The following is a 17,202-nucleotide window of genomic DNA, read 5'->3' on the forward strand; positions in this document are numbered from 1 at the left end:
CATGGCGGAGATGGAGCGCGTCGAGGTGAAGATCTTGGAGCGTCCGTTCGTCCTCCGGGGGACGGCTTCGGCGGAGGAGCTGGAGCGACTGGCGGCGGAGACCGACCGGCGGATGCGCGAGATCGCGGAGAAGAACCCGCACCTCTCCGCCCTGCAGGTGGCCGTGCTGGCGGCGCTCAACCTGGCGGGCGAGCTCGAGGAAGCCAGGCGCCTCAACCGCCGGCTGCAACGAGCGCTGGAGGAGGAGTGGAGCCGCGAGCTCCGCCCGCTGCGCGACGGGTCGGCCGAGGGCGACCTCCCCTCCTCCGGGTGACCGAGCCCAGGGGCCGGCCGCAGCCGGCGGGCGGCCGGGCCATCCTCAGCCGGAGACGACGGCCTCCCCCTCCAGGGCGAGGCGACGGAGCCGCTCCCGCTCCGCTCGCTCGAGCGCGGGGCCGCCCTCCAGGCTGAGGAGCAGCGCGCCCCGCACCGGCTCGCGCGCCGCCCTGCGGCAGTCGGCGGCGGGCAGCGAGCGGTGGAGCTCCAGGCGGAGCGCGTCCTCCAGCCAGGGGTTCTCGGGTCGGAAGAGTCCCCCGGCCAGCACCACGGGCAGCGCCGGGCCGCCCACGGGCGCGCTCAGGCCGGCCTGCCGCGCGGCCGCCCGGGCCGAGCCGGCCAGCTTCCTCCCCATCTCCAGCAGCAGCTCCTGGGCGACGGCGTCGCCCTCGCCGGCCAGGCGGACGACCAGGGGCGGGATGGCGGCCACCAGCCGGAAGACCTCGTCCGAGGGAGCCGCCTGACCTCCGCCGAGCCGTTCCGCCAGCTCGTCGTAGTCGCGGGCGCCGGTCAGCGCCAGCAGCTCCGGTTCGAGGCGCGTGCCGGCCCCCGAGCCTTCCTCGGAGCGGAAGGCCGCGTGGAGGGCGGCCCGCGCCAGGTCGATGCCGCCGCCGTAGTTCCCCTGTTCGTATCCCTTGCCGCGGAGGGTGAAGAGGCGGCCGGAGGCGTCCCGGGCCGCGGCGTTGGCGCCCGTCCCGGCCACCACCGCCACCGCCGGGCCGCCCTCGGGGGCGCCCCCCCAGAGTGCCGCCCAGGTGTCGTTGATCAGCCGGATCGACCAGCCTGGCAGCGCCTCGGCCAGGAGCGCCGAGACCCGGATGCGCTCCGCCTCCGTGTCCACGCCGGCCAGGGCGAAGGCGGCGGAGACGGGCGCCTCCGGGCCGCCGCCCGCCGCCGCGATCGCCCGCCCGAGCAGGTCCTTCAGAAGGGCCAGGGCGCGCTCCGGCCCCCAGACCTCGGGGCTCGAGCCCGCCCCCTCGGCGCGGCCCACCCGCCCGCTCCCGCTCTCCAGCGCCAGCACCCGCGTCCGCGACGCGCCGCCGTCGACGCCCACGTAGATCACGAGGCGACCCCCTTGGCCGGCGACGGCCGCCGGGGGGCCTCGGTGACGACGCGGAAGCCCATCCGGCGCGCCCGTTCGACGAAGTAGCGGACGTTCTCGACGCGGGCCGGACCGCCCAGCGTGCAGCGGTCGAAGGCGCCGTCCAGCGCCACCAGGATCGTCTCCGCCAGGCAGGCCGGGACCAGGCCGGGGCCGTAACCCAGGTCGATCTGGAAGCGCGCCTCCCCGGGCAGGGCGACCACGCCGCCCGGTACCACCTCCACGCCCGGGAGCTCGGCCACGGAGGGGTCGACGTCGGCCGGGCGGCCCACGTCGTAGAGGAGGGTTCCCGGGCGGACGTGCTCGGGGCGGACCACGGGCTCCACCTGGGAGGTGGCGGTGAAGACCACGTCCGCCTGCCGCAGGAGGGCGAGATCGGTCCCCGAGACCACCTCCAGGCCGGGAAAGTGGCGGCGGAGGGTGGCCGCCGACCGCTCCAGGCGGTCCAGGCTCGTCCCCAGCATGAGCAGCCGCCCCACCTGGCCGGCGATGCTGCGGGCGATGCCGAAGCCGACCACACCGTTGGCACCCACCACCGCAGCCGTCGCCTGCGAGAGGTCGAGCCCGCGGGCGCGGAGCCGCGCCATCACCCGCGGCACCGCCTCCGCCACGGCACCGGCGGTGTAGGCGCCGCCGTTGGTGACGGGGATGGGCGAGCCCTCCTGAACGGCCGAACCCTTTTCGCCCACCACCGACCAGTAGGCACCCAGCCCGAGCACCGTCGCCCCCAGCTCGCGGGCGAGCCGCGCCGCCTGCCGGGCCCGCCGCACGGCCAGGTGCTCGTGGCGTTTGATCTGGGCGGGCAGCATGGGCACGCCCAGGAGGTAGATCCGCGCCCGCTTCCCCGTGGAGGTGAGGATGCCGGAGATCTCGTCCACCTCCATCGGCCGGATCCGGAGGGCCAACCGTTCCAGCCAGCGCTCCGGCAGGAGCCGCCGCCGGACCAGCGGCGCCAGCCAGCCGAAGCGCCGCGGCTGCCACCAGTCCTCCGGCGTCATCGGGTGGATCAGGAAGGCGCAGGCGACCTCCTCCGGGTCGGTCTCGGGGAGCGGCCTGCGCTCGCCCAGGCGGGGTTCGACACCGTCCAGGATGCGGCCGAGGTGCTCCTTCTGCCGCCAGAGGAGGAGCGAGGCGAGGAGCAGGGTGGGCCAGAGGAGGCCGGTGGCGCCCCCCGCGGCCGCGGCCACCGGCAGCGCCAGGGCGCCCAGGGCCACCGCCAACGAGGGCCAGCCCCAGCGTCCCCCCACCAGCCGGGGGAGCAGGAGCGCGGCCGCAGCCGCCAGCAGCGGCAGGAGCGCGGCCCCCGCCCCGAGCGAACCGGAGAGGGCCAGGGCCGCCCACCCGCCGGCGGCGGAGGCGGTGCCGCGGCTACGCGGCGCCAGCCCGCCCGGCCAGAGGAAGGCGGGCGAGTACAGGTGCCCGGCGGTGACGCCCAGCACCGCCCAGTAGGCGAGATCCCGCCCGACCCGCGCGGCCAGCCAGACGGCCAGAGCCGCCTTGAGCAGGTCCGGAAGGCCGAAGAGCAGCGGCCAGGCGCTCCCCAGCCGCCGCCTCAGCGTACCCAGGCCCAGGTTGTAGGGACTCAGCCAGCGGACGTCCGCATGCTTCAGCGCCCACGCCAGGGCGTAGCCCACCGGCAGGGCGCCCCAGGCGAAGGAGGCGGCCAAGGCCGCGAGGAGCACCGCGGCGCGCAGGAGCAGATCGGACACACGCACCCTCTCCTTCTGGAAAGGCGTCGGCCCGATTCTACCTGGATTGCGACGGCTTGGGCTGGGCCAGGGGATCTTCGGAGAGAAGCCGGGCGAGAGGGAGAATCTGGTATCCGTGCGCCTCGATCCGCCGGATCAGCTCGGGAAGCGCGCGGGCCGTCTCGGCGGTGGGGTGCATCAGGACGAGCGCGCCGGGGTGCAGCTTCTGCTCGACCCGCTCCAGGATCGCCTCCGGGGAGGGATGCTGCCAGTCGACGGTGTCGACGGACCAGAGGATCACCTGGTGCCCGGCGGCCAGCGCCTGGTCCAGGACGGCCGGGGTGACCACTCCCCGGTGGGGGCTGAAGTAGAGCGGTCGCCTTCCCGTCACCGCCAGGATGACCCGGTCGGCCTGGACCACCTGGCGGGCCACCTCCGCCTCGCCCAGGTGCTCGTACTCCACCGTCTGCCAACCGTGGGAGTCGATCTCCTGCCCGGCGTCGGCGATGGCCTGCGCCAGGCGGGCGTTCTTCTCGGCCCAGCTGCCCACCAGGAAGAAGCTCGCCTGAACGCCCGCCCCCTGCAGCGCCTCCAGGATGGGCGGCAGGTACTCGTTCCCCCAGGCGACGTTGACCAGCAGGGAGACCGCGCGCCGCTGGGGGTTCCCCTGGTAGATGGGCGCCGGCGGCAGGTCGTCGAGGTGGACGCGGGGCGGCTGGAGCCGGTAGACGGGGCTGACGCGGGCTCCGTCGGGAGCGCGCAGCGCCGCCTCTACGGTGGCGGCCACGTCGAGGCGGAGGCCGGCCAGGCCGGGGACCCTTCCTCGCGTGACCGGGTCGATGCGGGCGTCCTCGGGCTGCGAGGAGAGCTGGCGGGACAGCTGGTCGAGCCAGCGGCGCAACTCCCGCTCGGTCCACCCGCTCACCTCGCGGTCGGCCAGCATGACGCCGGGGCGGACGGTGCGGAAGGGCTGGTCCAGCGGTCCCGTGGAGGAGCGGGAGGCGGGGCCGATCGGCGCGTCGTGGAGGAAGGCCCAGAGGAGGCCGAAGAGCAGCAGGGCGGCGGCCAGGTGCGCCGCCACGCGCAGGAGTCGCCGGAAGCTCCTCGCGTCGAAGATCACCGTCGCCAACCTCCCGCCGGGGGGCCGGGTCGTGCGGTGGAGCCGCCGAGAGAGGGTATGGCGGGAGGGACGCCGGGAGACCTGGCCGCGGACGGGGAGTCGTTCCCGGTGGGAGGGACCGGTAAGATGGGGAGCTGCAAAGGAGGTCGGTGAGGAGTGGAGTCGGAGGCCACCCGGGTGGTGGTGACCGGCGTCGGCGCCGTCAGCGCGCTGGGAGTGGGTGCGGAGAGGCTCCGCGCCGGCCTGGCGGGCGCATGCGCCGCCGCCCGCATCGAGGAATGGGACGGCCTGGGGCGGCTGCCGGTGGCGAGGGTGGAGGGTTTCGAGCCGGAGCGCTTCCTCCCGCCCCGGGTCGTGCGGAACAACGAGCGCTTCAGCCACCTGGCGGTCGCCGCCGCCGACCTGGCGCTGGAAGAGGCGGCTCTCGACCCGGCGGCGCTGGACCCCTGGCGCGTGGGCGTCGTCGGCGGAACGACGGTGGGCGGCCCGGGCGAGCTGATCGCCGGGCTGGAGCGGGTCCAGGTGAGCGGCCCGCGGCGGGTCGGCCCGCACACGATCCCGCGCATCATCCCCAACATCGCGGCCGGTCTGATCGCGGAGAAGCACGGGTTCCGGGGCGTCAACACCACCCTGACCACCGCCTCGGGGGCGGGTCTGGATGCGCTCGGCACCGCCTTCCTCTCGCTGTCGGAGGGCGAGGCGGACGTGATCCTGGCGGGTGCCAGCGAGTCCTCGCTGGAGCCGCTTCTTCTCGGGCCGCTCCTGCGCACCGGCGAGCTGAGCCGGAGCGGGGGACGGCCGTTCGACGCGCGCCGCGACGGGGTGACGGCCGGCGAGGGCGCCGCCTGGCTGGTCCTGGAGAGCCTGGCGCACGCGGAGGCCCGCGGCGCCCGCATCCTGGCCGAGGTGGTGGGCTACGGGCGGGCGCTGGCGACGGGCCCGCTGCTGGACGGCCCGACGCTGGCCGACGGCCTGGCGCGGGCGATCCGCGCCGCCCTCGACGAGGCCGGCGTGGGCCCGGAGGCGGTGGCGGCGGTGGTCGCTCACGCCGCCGGCTCGCCGCGGGTCGACCGGGCGGAGGCGGAGGCGTTGCACGCCGTCTTCGGCGGGGCGCTGCCGCCGGTGACGGCGCCCGCGGGGGCGCTGGGCTACACCATGGCCGCCAGCGGCGCCCTCCAGGCGGCGGTCGCCGTCCTCAGCCTGGCCGCCGGGGAGCTCCCCCCCACGGCCGGCTGGCAGGAAGCCGACCCGTCGCTGGAGCTCCTCCCGGTCCATGACGGCCCGCATCCGTTGGGCACGCGGCCGGGCCGGCCTCTCCTCCTCTGCACCGCCATCGGCCTGGGCGGCCCGTGCAGCGCCCTCCTGCTGGCGGGGTGGTCCTGACGGCGCACCTGGAGCTGGAGGATGTCTGGGTCGCGTCGCCCGAGGGCGGCTGGATCCTGCGCGGAATCCGGCTCGACTTCCCGGAGCGCGCCCTGACCGTCCTGATCGGGCCGTCCGGCGCCGGCAAGAGCACCCTTCTCTCGCTGCTCGACCGGCTGCGGGACCCCGACCGCGGCCGGGTCCTTCTGGACGGTCGGGACGTGCGCCAGCTGCCCGTCCGCGAGCTGCGCCGGAGGGTCGGCCTGGTGCTCCAGCGGCCCTGCCTCTTCGCCGGCACGGTGGCGGAGAACGTCCGCTTCGGCCCGTCCGCCCGCGGCGAGGCCGGCCCGGCGGTGGAGGAGCTGCTGGCCCAGGTGGCGCTGCCACCGGAGGCGGCGGGCCGGCGCGTGGACGGGCTCTCCGGCGGCGAGCAGCAGCGGGTGGCGCTGGCCCGGGCGCTGGCCAACCGGCCGGAGGTGCTCCTCCTGGACGAGCCGACCGCGTCGCTCGACCCCGGCGCCACGCTCCACGTGGAGGAGACGGTCCGGCGGCTGGTGGACGGGACGGGGCTGACCGTCGTCTGGGTCAGCCACGATCTGGCCCAGGCGCGGCGGGTGGCCGACCACGTGGCGCTGCTGGTGGCCGGGGAGCTGGTGGAGAGGGGGGAGGCGCGGGCGTTCTTCGCCGAGCCGGTCACCGAGACGGGGCGCCGCTTCCTGACCGGGGCACCGCCCGGGAGAGCCGAGACGGAGGAGACGCCGGCGTGAGCTGGATCTCGGTCCTGGTGACGCTGGTCTTCGTCGCCGTGGCGCTGGTGGTCTCCTACCTGCAGCGCCTCGACCTGGAGCGGGATCTGACGGTGGGGGCGGTGCGGGCGCTCCTCCAGCTGCTGGCCATGGGCTACGTGCTGGAGTTCGTCTTCCGCCTGGCTTCCTGGCCGCTGATCCTCCTGGTGCTGGCGGCCATGGCGGGGGTGGCGGTCCAGAACGCGGGGCAGCGGGGCGCCGGGCTGCCGCAGCGCTTCCTCCCGCCGGGGGTGGGTATCGTGGTGGCCGAGGCCGTCACCCTCGCCCTCCTGCTGCTCCTCGGTCTGATCCCCGGGGAGGCGCGCTACGTCATCCCCATCAGCGGCATGATCATCGGCAACAGCATGGTGGCCAGCGGCCTCGTCCTCAACCGCCTGAAGGCGGAGATGCGCGGGCGCCGGGGGGAGGTGCTCTCCGCGCTGGCGCTGGGCGCCCCGCCCCGGCTGGCGGCGGCGGTCCCGCTGCGCGAATCGGTCCGGGCGGGTATGATCCCCACGGTCGACTCGCTCAAGACGGTGGGCATCGTCCAGCTGCCGGGGATGATGACGGGGCTGCTCATCGCGGGCGCCAGCCCGCTCCAGGCGGTCCGCTACCAGATCCTGGTCATGTTCATGCTCTCCACCTCGGTGGGGGTCGCCTCGATCCTGACGGGCTTGCTGGCCTACCGGCAGTTCTTCAACGCGGCGGAACAGCTGGTCCTGCCCGCGGAGGCGGAGGCGGCACCCCGGGGGGCGGGACGGCGCTGACGGGGGAGGAGGACCGCCGCCGGAGCCGATCCCGGGGGCGGAGTCGGGAGTGAAGCGGCAGTCGTGTTCGACAAGACGGTCTTGGAGATGCTGGACTTCCCCCGCATCCTCGAGGAGCTGGCCGCCTGCACGGAGTTCGCGCCCGCCCGGGAGGCGGCGCGCCGGCTGGAGCCCTCGGCCGACCCGGGGGCGGTGGCCGCGCGGCAGGGCTGGACGGCGGAGGCGATCCGGCTCCGCGGGCGAGGGGGGAGCCCGGCCCGCATGCCGGCGCTGGATCCGCGACCCTGGCTGGAGAGGCTCCGGATGGGTGCGACGCTGACCGGCGAGGAGCTCTTCGCGCTCCTCTCCTTCCTGAGGGCCACGGGGCGGATGGCCGACTGGCTGCTGGCCGAGGCTGCCTCCGAGCCACACCTCCGGGAGGAGGCCCGGCGCCTCCCCCGTCTGCCCGCGCTGGAGGAGCGGCTGGAACGCTCGGTCGGCGCCGACGGCGGCTGGCTGGACACGGCCTCTCCCGCCCTGGCCGCGCTGCGGCGCCGCCGTCGGGAACTGGAGGCGGCGCTCCGGGAGCGGCTGGAGAGCCTCGCCCGCGGGCTGGCCGCCCGCCAGGTGCTCCAGGAGCCGGTGGTCACCGTCCGGGGTGGCCGCTTCTGCCTGCCGGTGCGGGCCGACCAGCGGGCGGCGGTGCCGGGCATCGTCCACGACCGCTCGGCCACCGGCGCCACGCTCTTCGTCGAGCCGGCCGTGGTGGTGGAGCTGGGCAACCGGATCCGCATGGTGGAGCGCCAGGAAGAGGAAGAGTGCCAGCGCCTCGCCCGCCAGCTCTCCGGTCTGGCGCGCCGCGAGCTGGACCTGCTGGAGGCGGGGTCGGAGGCGGCCACCCGGCTCGAGCTCCTGCTGGCGGCGGCCGAGATGGCCGAGCGCCAGCGGGCGGCGCTGCCGCTCCTCCGCCCGGGGCCTCCCGCCGCCGTCTTGCGCGGGGCCCGCCATCCGCTGCTGGGGGAGCGGGCGGTCCCGATCGACCTGGAGATCGGCCGGGAGTTCGATCTCCTGGTGATCACGGGGCCCAACACCGGCGGCAAGACCGTGGCGCTGAAGACGCTGGGGCTCCTGGTCCTGATGGCGCAGAGCGGCCTGGCCGTCCCGGCCGGGGAGGGGAGCGAGCTCGCCCCCTTCCCCTCCGTCTGGGTGGACGTGGGCGACGAGCAGAGCATCGAGCAGAGCCTCAGCACCTTCTCCTCGCACATGAGCCGGATCGTGCGCATCTTCCGCGAGCTGGAGCCGGGCGCCCTGGTCCTGCTGGACGAGATCGGCGCCGGCACCGACCCGAGGGAGGGGGCGGCGCTGGCCACCGCCATCGTGGAAGAGCTCCTCCGCCGCCAGGCACGGGTGCTGGCCACCACCCACCTGGGCGAGCTGAAGACGCTGGCGACGCGCCTGCCCCGCGCGGAGAACGCCAGCGTCGCCTTCGACGAGGAGACGCTGGAGCCCGTCTACCGCCTGGAGCTGGGCCTCCCCGGCCGCTCGCACGCGCTGCGCATCGCCGAGCGGCTCGGCCTCCCCGCCCCGCTGGTGGCGCGCGCCCGCTCCCTCCTCCCCGAGGAGGAGCAGGATGTCAGCGAGCTGATCCGTCACCTCGAGGAAGAGCGGGCCGAGCTGGCCGCCCAGCGCCGGCGGCTGGCGCGGCTTCTGGAGCGGCAGGAGCAGCTGACCCGGGAGGCCGAGGAGCGCCTGGCCAGGGTGCGGGAGCGGGAGGCGCGGTTCCAGGCCGAGGCGCGGGCGGAGGCGCTGGCCATCGTCGCCGAGGCGAAGCGCGAGGCGGACGAGCGCCTGCGCGAGCTGCGCCGGCTGGCCGAGCAGGCGACCGCGCGGCCGGAGAGTCTGCGCGAGGCGGAGAGCGCCCGCCAGGGGCTGAACCGGCTGCGCAGACGCGTCGAGGCGGTCACCGCCGGCGGGGAGGAGGCGGAGGCCGCGCCCGCGCGACCACCCCGGGCGGGCGAGCCGGTCTGGATCGGCTCGCTGCGGGCGGAGGGGCGGCTCCTGGAGGTGAAGGGGCGGGAGGCGGTGGTCCAGGTCGGCTTCCTCCGCGTCAACCTCCCCCTGGAGCAGCTCCGGCCGCTGGGCAAGGGGGAGCGGTCCGCCCGGGCGGCGGAGGGTGCCGGCGACGGCGCCGCGGGGAGCGCGGCGGCCCCGCCTTCCGGCGCGGGGGGCGCCGGGGCGGCGGTCGGCGAGCTGGGCCGGCGCAAGGCCGAGAGCGTCCGGTCCGAGATCGACCTCCGCGGCCTGACCGTGGACGAGGCGCTGGAGCGGGTGGACAAGTACCTGGACGACGCGCTCCTGGCCGGCCTGGAGAGGGTGCGGATCATCCACGGGAAGGGGACGGGGGCGCTCCGCCAGGCGGTGGGCGAGCACCTGCGGGCAAGCCCCTGGGTGGCGGAGCTGAGCCTGGCGCCGCCGGAGGAAGGGGGCGCGGGCGTCACCGTGGTGACGCTCCGCGGGGCGAAGCCCCCTAGGGGGTGACCGTGATCGCGCCCTGCTCGCCCGGGTGGAGCGCGCAGTGGAAGGTGTAGGTGCCCGGCCTCTCGATCCGGACCGGCACGTCGGTGCTCTCCCCGGCCGGGATCTTGACGTCGAGCTGGAGCCCGTCCACGACCAGCTCGTGCTCCTGGTCCGTGGTGTTCCGCACGTGGAGGAGGCCGAGCCCGGCCTTGAGCTGGAAGGCGGCGGGCGACCAACCCGTGCCGGTGATCTGGAGGTCGACGGCGTCGGACGGTCCGGACGGGGACGCATCACCCGGCGGCGTGGGCGGCGTCCCGGCCGCCCCCTGGTCCGGCGGCGGGCTGCCCGCTGCCGGCGCGCCGTTGCAGCTGGCGGTGGGCGCGGTCATCGACATGTCGGCCGCCTGGGCCGGCGGCCGGCGGAGAAAGAGCTTGGTCACCGGGGTGCAGGCGCAGCCGGGTTGGTAGAGCAGCCCGGGCTGGTCGGCGCAGACCTCCGCCTGGTAGAAGGCGTCGTCCAGCTCGGCCGGCTGCGTCCCGGCGATGAAGAGCTCGTCCCGCGCCCAGCGGTCCGGGGTGAGCGGACCGGCTACCTTGCCGGACTTGGCGGAGATGCGGACGCTGACCAGGCCGCTCGGACGGGGGAAGTCCACCGGCTTCTGGCCGCGGAGCGCCGCGCTCATCACCATGCGGAAGAGGGCCGCCGGCCCCCGGGAGGAGCCGCCCTGCATGTTCCCCGGTAGCGGGCTCAGATGCCCCTCGTGGCCGACCCAGACGATTCCCGTCAGCCGGGGCGTGAAGCCGGCGAACCAGGCGTTGACGTAGTTCTCGTCCGTCCCCGTCTTGCCGGCCGTGGGCCAGCCGGGGATCTTGGCCGCGCCGCCGGTGTGGCCGGGCGAGATGAAGCCGTTGGCCGGCAGGTCCTCCACCACCGAGCGGAGGATGTCGGTCATGACGTAGGCCACCTGCGGGCTGATCACGCGGGTCAGCGAGGGCTGGTTCTCCTCCAGCACCTTCCCGTCGGCGGTGACCACCTTCCGGATGGCCAGCGGCTGCGGGCGGAGCCCGCCGTTGGCGATGGTGGAGTAGGCGACCGCCATCTCGAGCGGCGTCACGCCGCGGGTCAGGCCGCCCAGCGCCAGCGCCAGCGTCCGGTCCTGGGGCGTCAGCGACTCCAGCCCCAGCGCGCGCGCCATGGCGTAGCCCTTGTCGACGCCGATGGCGTCGAGCACGCGCACGGCCACCACGTTGACCGAGCGGCGGACGGCCTCGCGGACGGTGGTCAGGCCCATGAACTGGCCGCTCTCGAAGTTCTGCGGAGTCCAGGCTCTCTGCCCGGGCCGCGGGAAGGTGACGGGCGCGTCGTCGAAGACGGAGGCCGCGGTCACCCCCTGGCTCAGGGCGGGCACGTAGACGGCGATGGGCTTGATGGCCGAGCCGGGCCGGTTCGGTAGCACCGCCCAGTTGTTGCCGCGGCTGGTGGTGTGCTCGAGGCCGCCCACCATGGCCAGGATCTCGCCGGTCTGGGGGTCCATCAGCACGGCGGCGGCCTGGATCGGGCGCGAGAGGCGGGCGGGAGGGTACCAGCCGCGCAGGTTGTCGGTGACGATCTTCTGCGCTTCCTGGTCGATGCGCGGATCCAGGGTGGTGTAGATGCGCAGGCCGCCCTCGTACACCTGCTTCCAGCTGTACCCGTGCTGGCGGAGCTGGTCGATCACGTAGTCGACGAACCAGGGGTCGGGGTAGTCCTTCTGCACGATGCGCCGCGCCGGGTGGACGCCCAGCGGCTGGCGCTTCGCCTCCTCCGCCTGGTCGGCGGTGATGAAGCCCGCCTCCGCCATCTCGTCCAGCACCAGGTTCCGCCGGTCCAGCGCCGCCTGCGGGTGGCCGATCGGCTCGTACAGGTTGGGCGCCTTGGGCAGCGCCGCCAGCGTCGCCGCCTGGGCGAGCGTCAGATGCTTGGCGTCCACGTCGAAGTAGGCGCGGGAGGCGGCCTCGATCCCGTAGGCGGCGTGGCCGAAGTAGATCAGGTTCAGGTACATCTCCAGGATCTGCTGCTTGGAGTACTGGCGCTCCAGCGCCACCGCCGTGACGGCCTCGCGGATCTTCCGGTCCAGCGTCCGCTCGGTCCCCACCTCGCGGGCGTACAGGTTCCGGGCCAGCTGCTGGGTGATGGTGCTGCCGCCCTGGAGCGAGCCGCCCCGCAGGTCGTGGACCAGCGCTCCCAGCGTCCGCACCACGTCGATGCCGTGGTGCTGGTAGAAGCGCCGATCCTCGACGGCCAGGAAGGCCTCCGGCACCACCCGCGGCAGATCGCCCAGGTGGGTCCAGGTCCGGTCCTGGGTGGCGAAGATGGTGGTCACGGGCTGCCCGTAGCGGTCGTAGATGATGGACGACATCTGCGGAGAGGGCGGGGTCGGGGCCAGCTCCGGCAGGCTGCGCAGCGCCGCCAGGACGAGCCCCGCGCCGACCCCCAGACCGGCCACGACGGAGACCAGGAGGAGGAGGCCGATGATCCGGCCGATGCGGAGGCGGCGGCGAGGCTGACCGCGGTCGTGTCGGGCTGCCATGCGGGGCGATACCCCCTGTCCCATCGGGCGATGGAATTATACCATTGGCCCCTGAGGGCCCCGGCCGGGGTGGCGACCGGCCGGGGGGAGGAGGGTGAAGAGCCCGACATGGCAGCAGAGGGTGCTCCCGGAACGCGATCGGACGCCAAGGAAGCCGACCTGGACGAGCAGGTGCGCCTGCTCACCCAGGGAGCGGTGGCGGTGGTCTCCCCGGAGGAGCTCCGCCGGAAGCTGGAGCGGGCGGCGCGGGAGGGACGGCCGCTCAAGGTGAAGCTGGGGCTGGACCCGACCAGCCCCGACGTCCACCTGGGTCACACCGTGGTCCTGCGGAGGCTGCGGGCCTTCCAGGAGCTGGGCCACGAGGTGGTGGTCATCGTCGGCGACTTCACCGCCCGCATCGGCGACCCCAGCGGCCGCTCGGAGACGAGGAAGCCGCTGGACGAGGCGACCATCGAGGCGAACGCGCGGACCTACGCCGAGCAGGTCTTCCGCGTGCTCGACCCGGGCAGGACGCGGGTGGTCCACAACTCCGCCTGGCTGGCGCCGCTCGATCTGGCCGCGGTCATCCGCCTGACCGGCATGACCACCGTCGCCCGTATCCTCGAGCGGGACGACTTCGCCAAGCGCTTCCGGGAGAACCAGCCCATCGGCCTCCACGAGCTGCTCTACCCGCTCCTGCAGGGATACGACTCGGTCGCCCTGGAGGCGGACGTCGAGCTGGGCGGGACGGACCAGACCTTCAACCTGATGATGGCGCGGGAGATCCAGCGCGCCTTCGGCCAGGAGCCGGAGGTGGCGATGACCATGCCCGTGCTGGAGGGGCTGGACGGCGTCCAGAAGATGAGCAAGAGCCTGGGCAACTACGTGGGGGTCACGGACCCGCCCGGCGAGATGTACGGCAAGCTGATGTCCATCCCCGACGGGCTGGTGGCGCGCTACCTCCTCCTCTGCACCGACGTGCCCGAGGCGGAGATCCGGTCCATGGAGCGGTCCATGCGGGCGGGCCGCCTCAACCCGCGCGACGTCAAGGCGCTGATGGCGCGGGAGATCGTCCGCCTCTACCATGGGCAGGAGGCGGCGCAGGCGGCCGAGGCCGGCTTCCTCGCCGTCTTCCGCCAGCGGAAGCCGCCCGAGGAGGTGCCGGAGGTGCGGCTGGCGGCGTCGCAGCTGCCGGAGGGCGGATCGGACGTCCCCCACCTGCTGGCCGCGGCGGGGCTGGTGACCAGCGTCAGCGAGGGCCGGCGGCTGGTCCTCCAGGGCGGCGTCCGTGTCGACGGCCAACGGGTCGACGACGCCGACCGGCTCTGGCAGGTGCACGACGGACTGCTCCTCCAGGTCGGGCGACGCCGGTTCGCGCGCATCCGGCTCTCCGGAACCTGACGCGCGGGGGGCACATAAGCTGCCAGCGCCCCCGCGAAGGGTGGCGGTGGTGGCGATGCGGCGGCGTCGGTGGCGACGGAGGCGGCGGGGTCGCCCCTCCCTGGCTCTCTTCCTGGCGATCGTGCTGCTGGCGGCAGGCGTGGTGGAGGCGGACCGGCTCCTCGCCCCCTCCCTCGCGGCGCTGGCCGCCCAGCAGGCCCGGACCTGGGCGGAGTCGGCGATCAACAGGGCCGTCCAGCAGGAGATCGGCTCGCAGATCCGCTACAGCGACCTGTACACGGTGGTGCGCGGCGGCGGCGGGCAGGTCGACTTCCTCCAGCCGAACACCCCCAGGATCAACGCGCTGATCGCGGCGGTGACGCTGGACGCGGAGCGGCAGCTGGGGCAGCTCGACCGGCAGACCGTTCCGATCCCGCTGGGCCAACTCTTGCATATTCGCCTGCTGGCCACCTTAGGACCGGCGATCCCGGTGGCCGTCGAACCGATCGGCCCGGTCTCGGCCGAGGTCTCCTCGCGCTTCGAGTCCGCCGGCATCAACCAGACCCGGCACGTGGTCAGCCTCCGGCTGACCAGCCGGGTGGCGGTGGTGATCCCGCCCGTCGTCCGCTCGCTCCAGGTGGCCCAGAATGTCCCCATCGCCGAGGCGATCATCGTCGGGCCGGTGCCTCCTTCGCTCTTCTCCTGGCCCGGGACGACAGGCAGCGGCGGCCCGGCGGCGCCGGGGTCGCTCCAGGGACGGCCGCCCGCCCGGTTCCCGGCGCCGGCGGGCGCAGGGGAGGGCAGCTCGGGCCCGATCACCGAGAAGAGCGGCAGCGTAAATTCCGATGAACTTAGTCGGATTAGAAGGATTTGACCGCCTCCCTCCCGAACTCCCAGGGGCGTCGGATCCCTCCGGGGGAGGCGCGGGGAAGCGCGGGCCCCGCCGGCGGTGGTACGCCGGGGCGGCGGGGAAGCTTCCTCCCGGAGGGGGGAGGGAGGAATCCGAGTGCGCATCGCGCGAGACATCACCTGGACGATCGGGAACACGCCGCTGGTGGAGCTGAGGCGGGTGACCGACGGGGCGGGGGCGCGGGTGGTGGCCAAGCTGGAGTCCTTCAACCCGCTCTCCAGCGTCAAGGACCGGATCGCCCTGGCCATGGTGGAGGCGGCGGAACGCCAGGGGAGGATCGGGCCGGACAGCCTCCTGGTGGAGCCGACCAGCGGCAACACCGGCATCGGCCTCGCCTTCGTCTGCGCCGCCCGCGGGTACCGCCTCGTGCTGACCATGCCGGAGACCATGTCGCTGGAGCGAAGGAAGCTCCTGCGGGCCCTGGGCGCGGAGCTGGTGCTGACGCCGGGCAGCGAGGGCATGTCCGGTGCCATCGCCAAGGCCGAGGAGATCGTCCGGCAGCATCCGGGCGCGGTCATGCTCCAGCAGTTCGAGAACCCGGCCAACCCGGAGGTGCACCGGAGGACGACGGCGGAGGAGATCTGGCGCGACACCGACGGCCTGGTGGACGCGGTGGTGGCGGGTGTGGGCACGGGCGGGACGCTGACCGGGGTGGGCGAGGTGCTCAAGGAGCGGAAGCCCGGCATCCGAATGGTGGCGGTCGAGCCGGAGGAGTCGGCAGTATTGTCAGGTAAGCGGCCAGGACCTCACAAGATTCAGGGTATCGGAGCAGGTTTCGTCCCCAAGGTGCTGAACACTAGCCTCTATGATGAGGTGATCCAGGTCAGCTCCGAGGACGCCCTGGCCATGGGCCGGCGCCTGGCGCGCGAGGAAGGGATCCTGGCCGGCATCTCCTCCGGGGCGGCGGTCCACGCCGCGGTCCAGCTGGCGCACCGCGAGGAGATGCGCGGGCGCCTGGTGGTGGTCATCCTTCCTGACACGGGGGAGCGCTACCTCTCCACGGCGCTCTTCTCCACGCCGGACGAGGCCTGACCGCCGGCGTCCGCGAGCGAGGGAGGCGACGGGTACGGAAACGAGCATCCGCGAGGAGCCCGCCCTGGAGCGGGCCCGGCACCTCGCCGGCTGGCTGGAGGAAGCGCGCCGGCGGGCGGGTGCCGACTGGTTCGTGGTGGGACTGAGCGGCGGCGTCGACTCGGCGGTGACGGCCGCGCTCTGCAAGCAGGCGCATCCGCAGGTGGTGGGGGTGATCATGCCCTGCCACTCCCAGCCCGAGGACGAGCGCGCCGCCGCCGAGGTGGCCCGGGCGCTGGGCATCGAGACGCTCCGCTTCGACCTGGGACCCGCCTACGACGCGCTCCTGGCGACGTACGAGTCGGTTCTGGGAGCGCAGCCGGAGCGCTCGCTGGCGCGGGCCAACCTGAAGCCGAGGCTGCGCATGGCCACCCTCTACTTCGTCGCCAACGTCCGCAACGGCCTGGTGGTGGGCACGGGCAACCGGAGCGAGCTGTACGTCGGCTACTTCACCAAGTACGGCGACGGCGGCGTCGACCTCCTCCCCATCGGCGGGCTGGTCAAGGAGGAGGTCTACGCCCTGGCGCGGGCGCTGGGACTGCCCCGCATCGTGCTGGAGAAGCCGCCCTCGGCCGGCCTCTGGGCTGGCCAGACGGACGAGGGCGAGATGGGCCTCCGCTACGCCGACCTGGACCGCTACCTGCTCACCGGCCAAGGCGAAGCCGAGGTGGTGGAGCGGATCGAGCGGATGCACCGGAAGGCGGTCCACAAGCTGGAGCTGCCGCCCATCGCACCCTCCTGAGGGTCCGGTGCTATCATCGTAGCGGCATGGGGGGCGGGGCGGGACGGACGCCCCGCCCCCTTCCGCCTCAGGCCGGCCGAGAGGAGGGGAGAGGGAGTTGTCCGGGCATTCCAAATGGCACAACCGGGTGCACAGGAAGTCGCGCCAGGACGCGCAGAAGGGCGCGCTCTACTCGAAGATGGCGCGGGAGATCATGGTCGCCGCCCGGGCCGGCGGGCCGGACCCCGAGAGCAACACGGCGCTCCGGCTGGCCATCGACCGGGCCAAGGCGGCCAGCGTCCCCATGGAGAACATCCAGCGCGCCATCCAGCGGGGAGCCGGCGGCAACGAGGCCGACCAGCTGGAGGAAGTGAGCTACGAGGGCTACGCCCCGGGCGGCGTCGCCGTCTACGTGGAGGCGCTGACCGACAACCGGAACCGGACCACCAGCGAGATCCGCTACATCTTCACGCGGAACGGCGGCAGCCTCGCGGAGGCCGGTGCGGTCGCCTGGATGTTCGACCGGAAGGGCTACCTGGTGATCAACCGCGAGGAGCACGACGTCGACGAGGAGCGCCTGCTGGAGTGGGCGGCCGACGCCGGCGCCGAGGACGTCCGCGTCTCGGACGACGCCTACGAGGTGATCACCGCGCCCGAGGACCTCGTCCCGGTGCGGAGGGCCCTGGAGGGGCAGGGCGTGACCTTCGCCGAGGTCTCGCTCAGCATGCTGCCCAAGAGCGAGATCCGCATCGAGGGCAAGGAGGCCGAGCAGGCCCTGCGCCTGGTGGACGCCCTGGAGGATCACGACGACGTCCAGAACGTCTACACCAACCTCCAGATCGACGACGAGGAGCTGGCCCGCCTTGAGGAGTGAAGCGGAGCCTCCGGGGCGAGGCGGAGCGAGGGCGGTCCCGGTCCGGGGAATGCGGGGCGGTGG

At 74.4% G+C, this 17,202-nt stretch carries 14 protein-coding genes; 10 read left to right on the forward strand and 4 right to left on the reverse strand.

What is annotated here, in order from left to right; all coding sequences use genetic code 11:
* The first annotated feature begins 1 nt into the window (after position 1).
* On the forward strand, positions 2-313 hold the full coding sequence (locus tag QJR14_00125) for a cell division protein ZapA (protein MDI3316035.1): 312 nt from the start codon (positions 2-4) through the stop codon (positions 311-313).
* Between the two features lie 45 nt (positions 314-358).
* Here the strand turns inward: QJR14_00125 and QJR14_00130 are convergent, their stop codons facing one another.
* The 3 genes from QJR14_00130 to QJR14_00140 are packed head-to-tail and all read right to left on the reverse strand — an operon-like array spanning position 359 to position 4,225.
* Positions 359-1,378 carry a BadF/BadG/BcrA/BcrD ATPase family protein gene (locus QJR14_00130; GenBank protein MDI3316036.1) on the reverse strand — a complete coding sequence of 340 codons (1,020 nt, stop codon included), beginning with the start codon at positions 1,376-1,378 and terminating at the stop codon, positions 359-361.
* The gene (locus QJR14_00135) at positions 1,375-3,126 is read right to left on the reverse strand and encodes a glycerol-3-phosphate acyltransferase (GenBank protein MDI3316037.1); all 1,752 of its coding nucleotides are present in this window, start codon (positions 3,124-3,126) and stop codon (positions 1,375-1,377) included. The genes QJR14_00130 and QJR14_00135 overlap by 4 nt, the downstream gene beginning before the upstream one ends.
* Before the next feature lie 37 nt (positions 3,127-3,163).
* Positions 3,164-4,225, reverse strand: a complete 1,062-nt coding sequence (locus QJR14_00140; protein ID MDI3316038.1) for a polysaccharide deacetylase family protein — start codon at positions 4,223-4,225, stop codon at positions 3,164-3,166.
* 156 nt (positions 4,226-4,381) lie between these two features.
* On the opposite strand from QJR14_00140, the gene QJR14_00145 reads away from it, so the two are divergent.
* The 4 genes from QJR14_00145 (at position 4,382) to QJR14_00160 (ending at position 9,656) form a co-directional block, all read left to right on the forward strand.
* Positions 4,382-5,608 carry a beta-ketoacyl synthase N-terminal-like domain-containing protein gene (locus QJR14_00145; protein MDI3316039.1) on the forward strand — a complete coding sequence of 409 codons (1,227 nt, stop codon included), beginning with the start codon at positions 4,382-4,384 and terminating at the stop codon, positions 5,606-5,608.
* Positions 5,599-6,354, forward strand: coding sequence for a phosphate ABC transporter ATP-binding protein (locus QJR14_00150; GenBank protein ID MDI3316040.1), 756 nt, complete (start codon positions 5,599-5,601; stop codon positions 6,352-6,354). Before QJR14_00145 ends, QJR14_00150 begins: the two co-directional genes overlap by 10 nt.
* On the forward strand, positions 6,351-7,139 hold the full coding sequence (fetB, locus tag QJR14_00155) for an iron export ABC transporter permease subunit FetB (protein ID MDI3316041.1): 789 nt from the start codon (positions 6,351-6,353) through the stop codon (positions 7,137-7,139). The genes QJR14_00150 and fetB overlap by 4 nt, the downstream gene beginning before the upstream one ends.
* Positions 7,140-7,202: 63 nt before the next feature.
* On the forward strand, positions 7,203-9,656 hold the full coding sequence (locus QJR14_00160) for an endonuclease MutS2 (GenBank protein ID MDI3316042.1): 2,454 nt from the start codon (positions 7,203-7,205) through the stop codon (positions 9,654-9,656).
* On the opposite strand, the gene QJR14_00165 is transcribed toward QJR14_00160, so the two are convergent.
* On the reverse strand, positions 9,646-12,204 hold the full coding sequence (locus QJR14_00165) for a PBP1A family penicillin-binding protein (protein MDI3316043.1): 2,559 nt from the start codon (positions 12,202-12,204) through the stop codon (positions 9,646-9,648). The two genes, QJR14_00160 and QJR14_00165, sit on opposite strands and share 11 nt — an antisense overlap.
* Before the next feature lie 108 nt (positions 12,205-12,312).
* On the opposite strand from QJR14_00165, the gene tyrS reads away from it, so the two are divergent.
* The 5 genes from tyrS to QJR14_00190 all read left to right on the forward strand — a co-directional run bounded on the left by tyrS (position 12,313) and on the right by QJR14_00190 (position 17,139).
* Positions 12,313-13,584 (forward strand): tyrosine--tRNA ligase, encoded by a 1,272-nt coding sequence (gene tyrS, locus QJR14_00170; GenBank protein MDI3316044.1) that lies wholly within the window; start codon positions 12,313-12,315, stop codon positions 13,582-13,584.
* Between the two features lie 55 nt (positions 13,585-13,639).
* Positions 13,640-14,437, forward strand: a complete 798-nt coding sequence (gene yunB / locus QJR14_00175; protein ID MDI3316045.1) for a sporulation protein YunB — start codon at positions 13,640-13,642, stop codon at positions 14,435-14,437.
* Between the two features lie 132 nt (positions 14,438-14,569).
* A complete protein-coding gene (cysK, locus tag QJR14_00180; protein ID MDI3316046.1) occupies positions 14,570-15,505 on the forward strand; it encodes a cysteine synthase A in 936 nt (311 codons plus the stop codon).
* A gap of 64 nt (positions 15,506-15,569) precedes the next feature.
* Positions 15,570-16,286 carry an NAD(+) synthase gene (gene nadE / locus QJR14_00185; GenBank protein ID MDI3316047.1) on the forward strand — a complete coding sequence of 239 codons (717 nt, stop codon included), beginning with the start codon at positions 15,570-15,572 and terminating at the stop codon, positions 16,284-16,286.
* A gap of 97 nt (positions 16,287-16,383) precedes the next feature.
* Positions 16,384-17,139, forward strand: a complete 756-nt coding sequence (locus tag QJR14_00190; protein ID MDI3316048.1) for a YebC/PmpR family DNA-binding transcriptional regulator — start codon at positions 16,384-16,386, stop codon at positions 17,137-17,139.
* The last annotated feature ends 63 nt before the right edge of the window (positions 17,140-17,202 follow it).

The organism is Bacillota bacterium (genome assembly GCA_029961055.1).
Classification (GTDB): domain Bacteria; phylum Bacillota; class Sulfobacillia; order JAIMAT01; family JAIMAT01; genus JAIMAT01.

Coding starts and splice junctions, on each gene's coding strand:
- QJR14_00125 (MDI3316035.1), top strand. CDS start 2: ATGGCGGAGATGGAGCGCGTCGAGGTGAAGATCTTGGAGCGTCCGTTC.
- QJR14_00165 (MDI3316043.1), bottom strand. CDS start 12,204: ATGGCAGCCCGACACGACCGCGGTCAGCCTCGCCGCCGCCTCCGCATC.
- tyrS (MDI3316044.1), top strand. CDS start 12,313: ATGGCAGCAGAGGGTGCTCCCGGAACGCGATCGGACGCCAAGGAAGCC.
- yunB (MDI3316045.1), top strand. CDS start 13,640: ATGCGGCGGCGTCGGTGGCGACGGAGGCGGCGGGGTCGCCCCTCCCTG.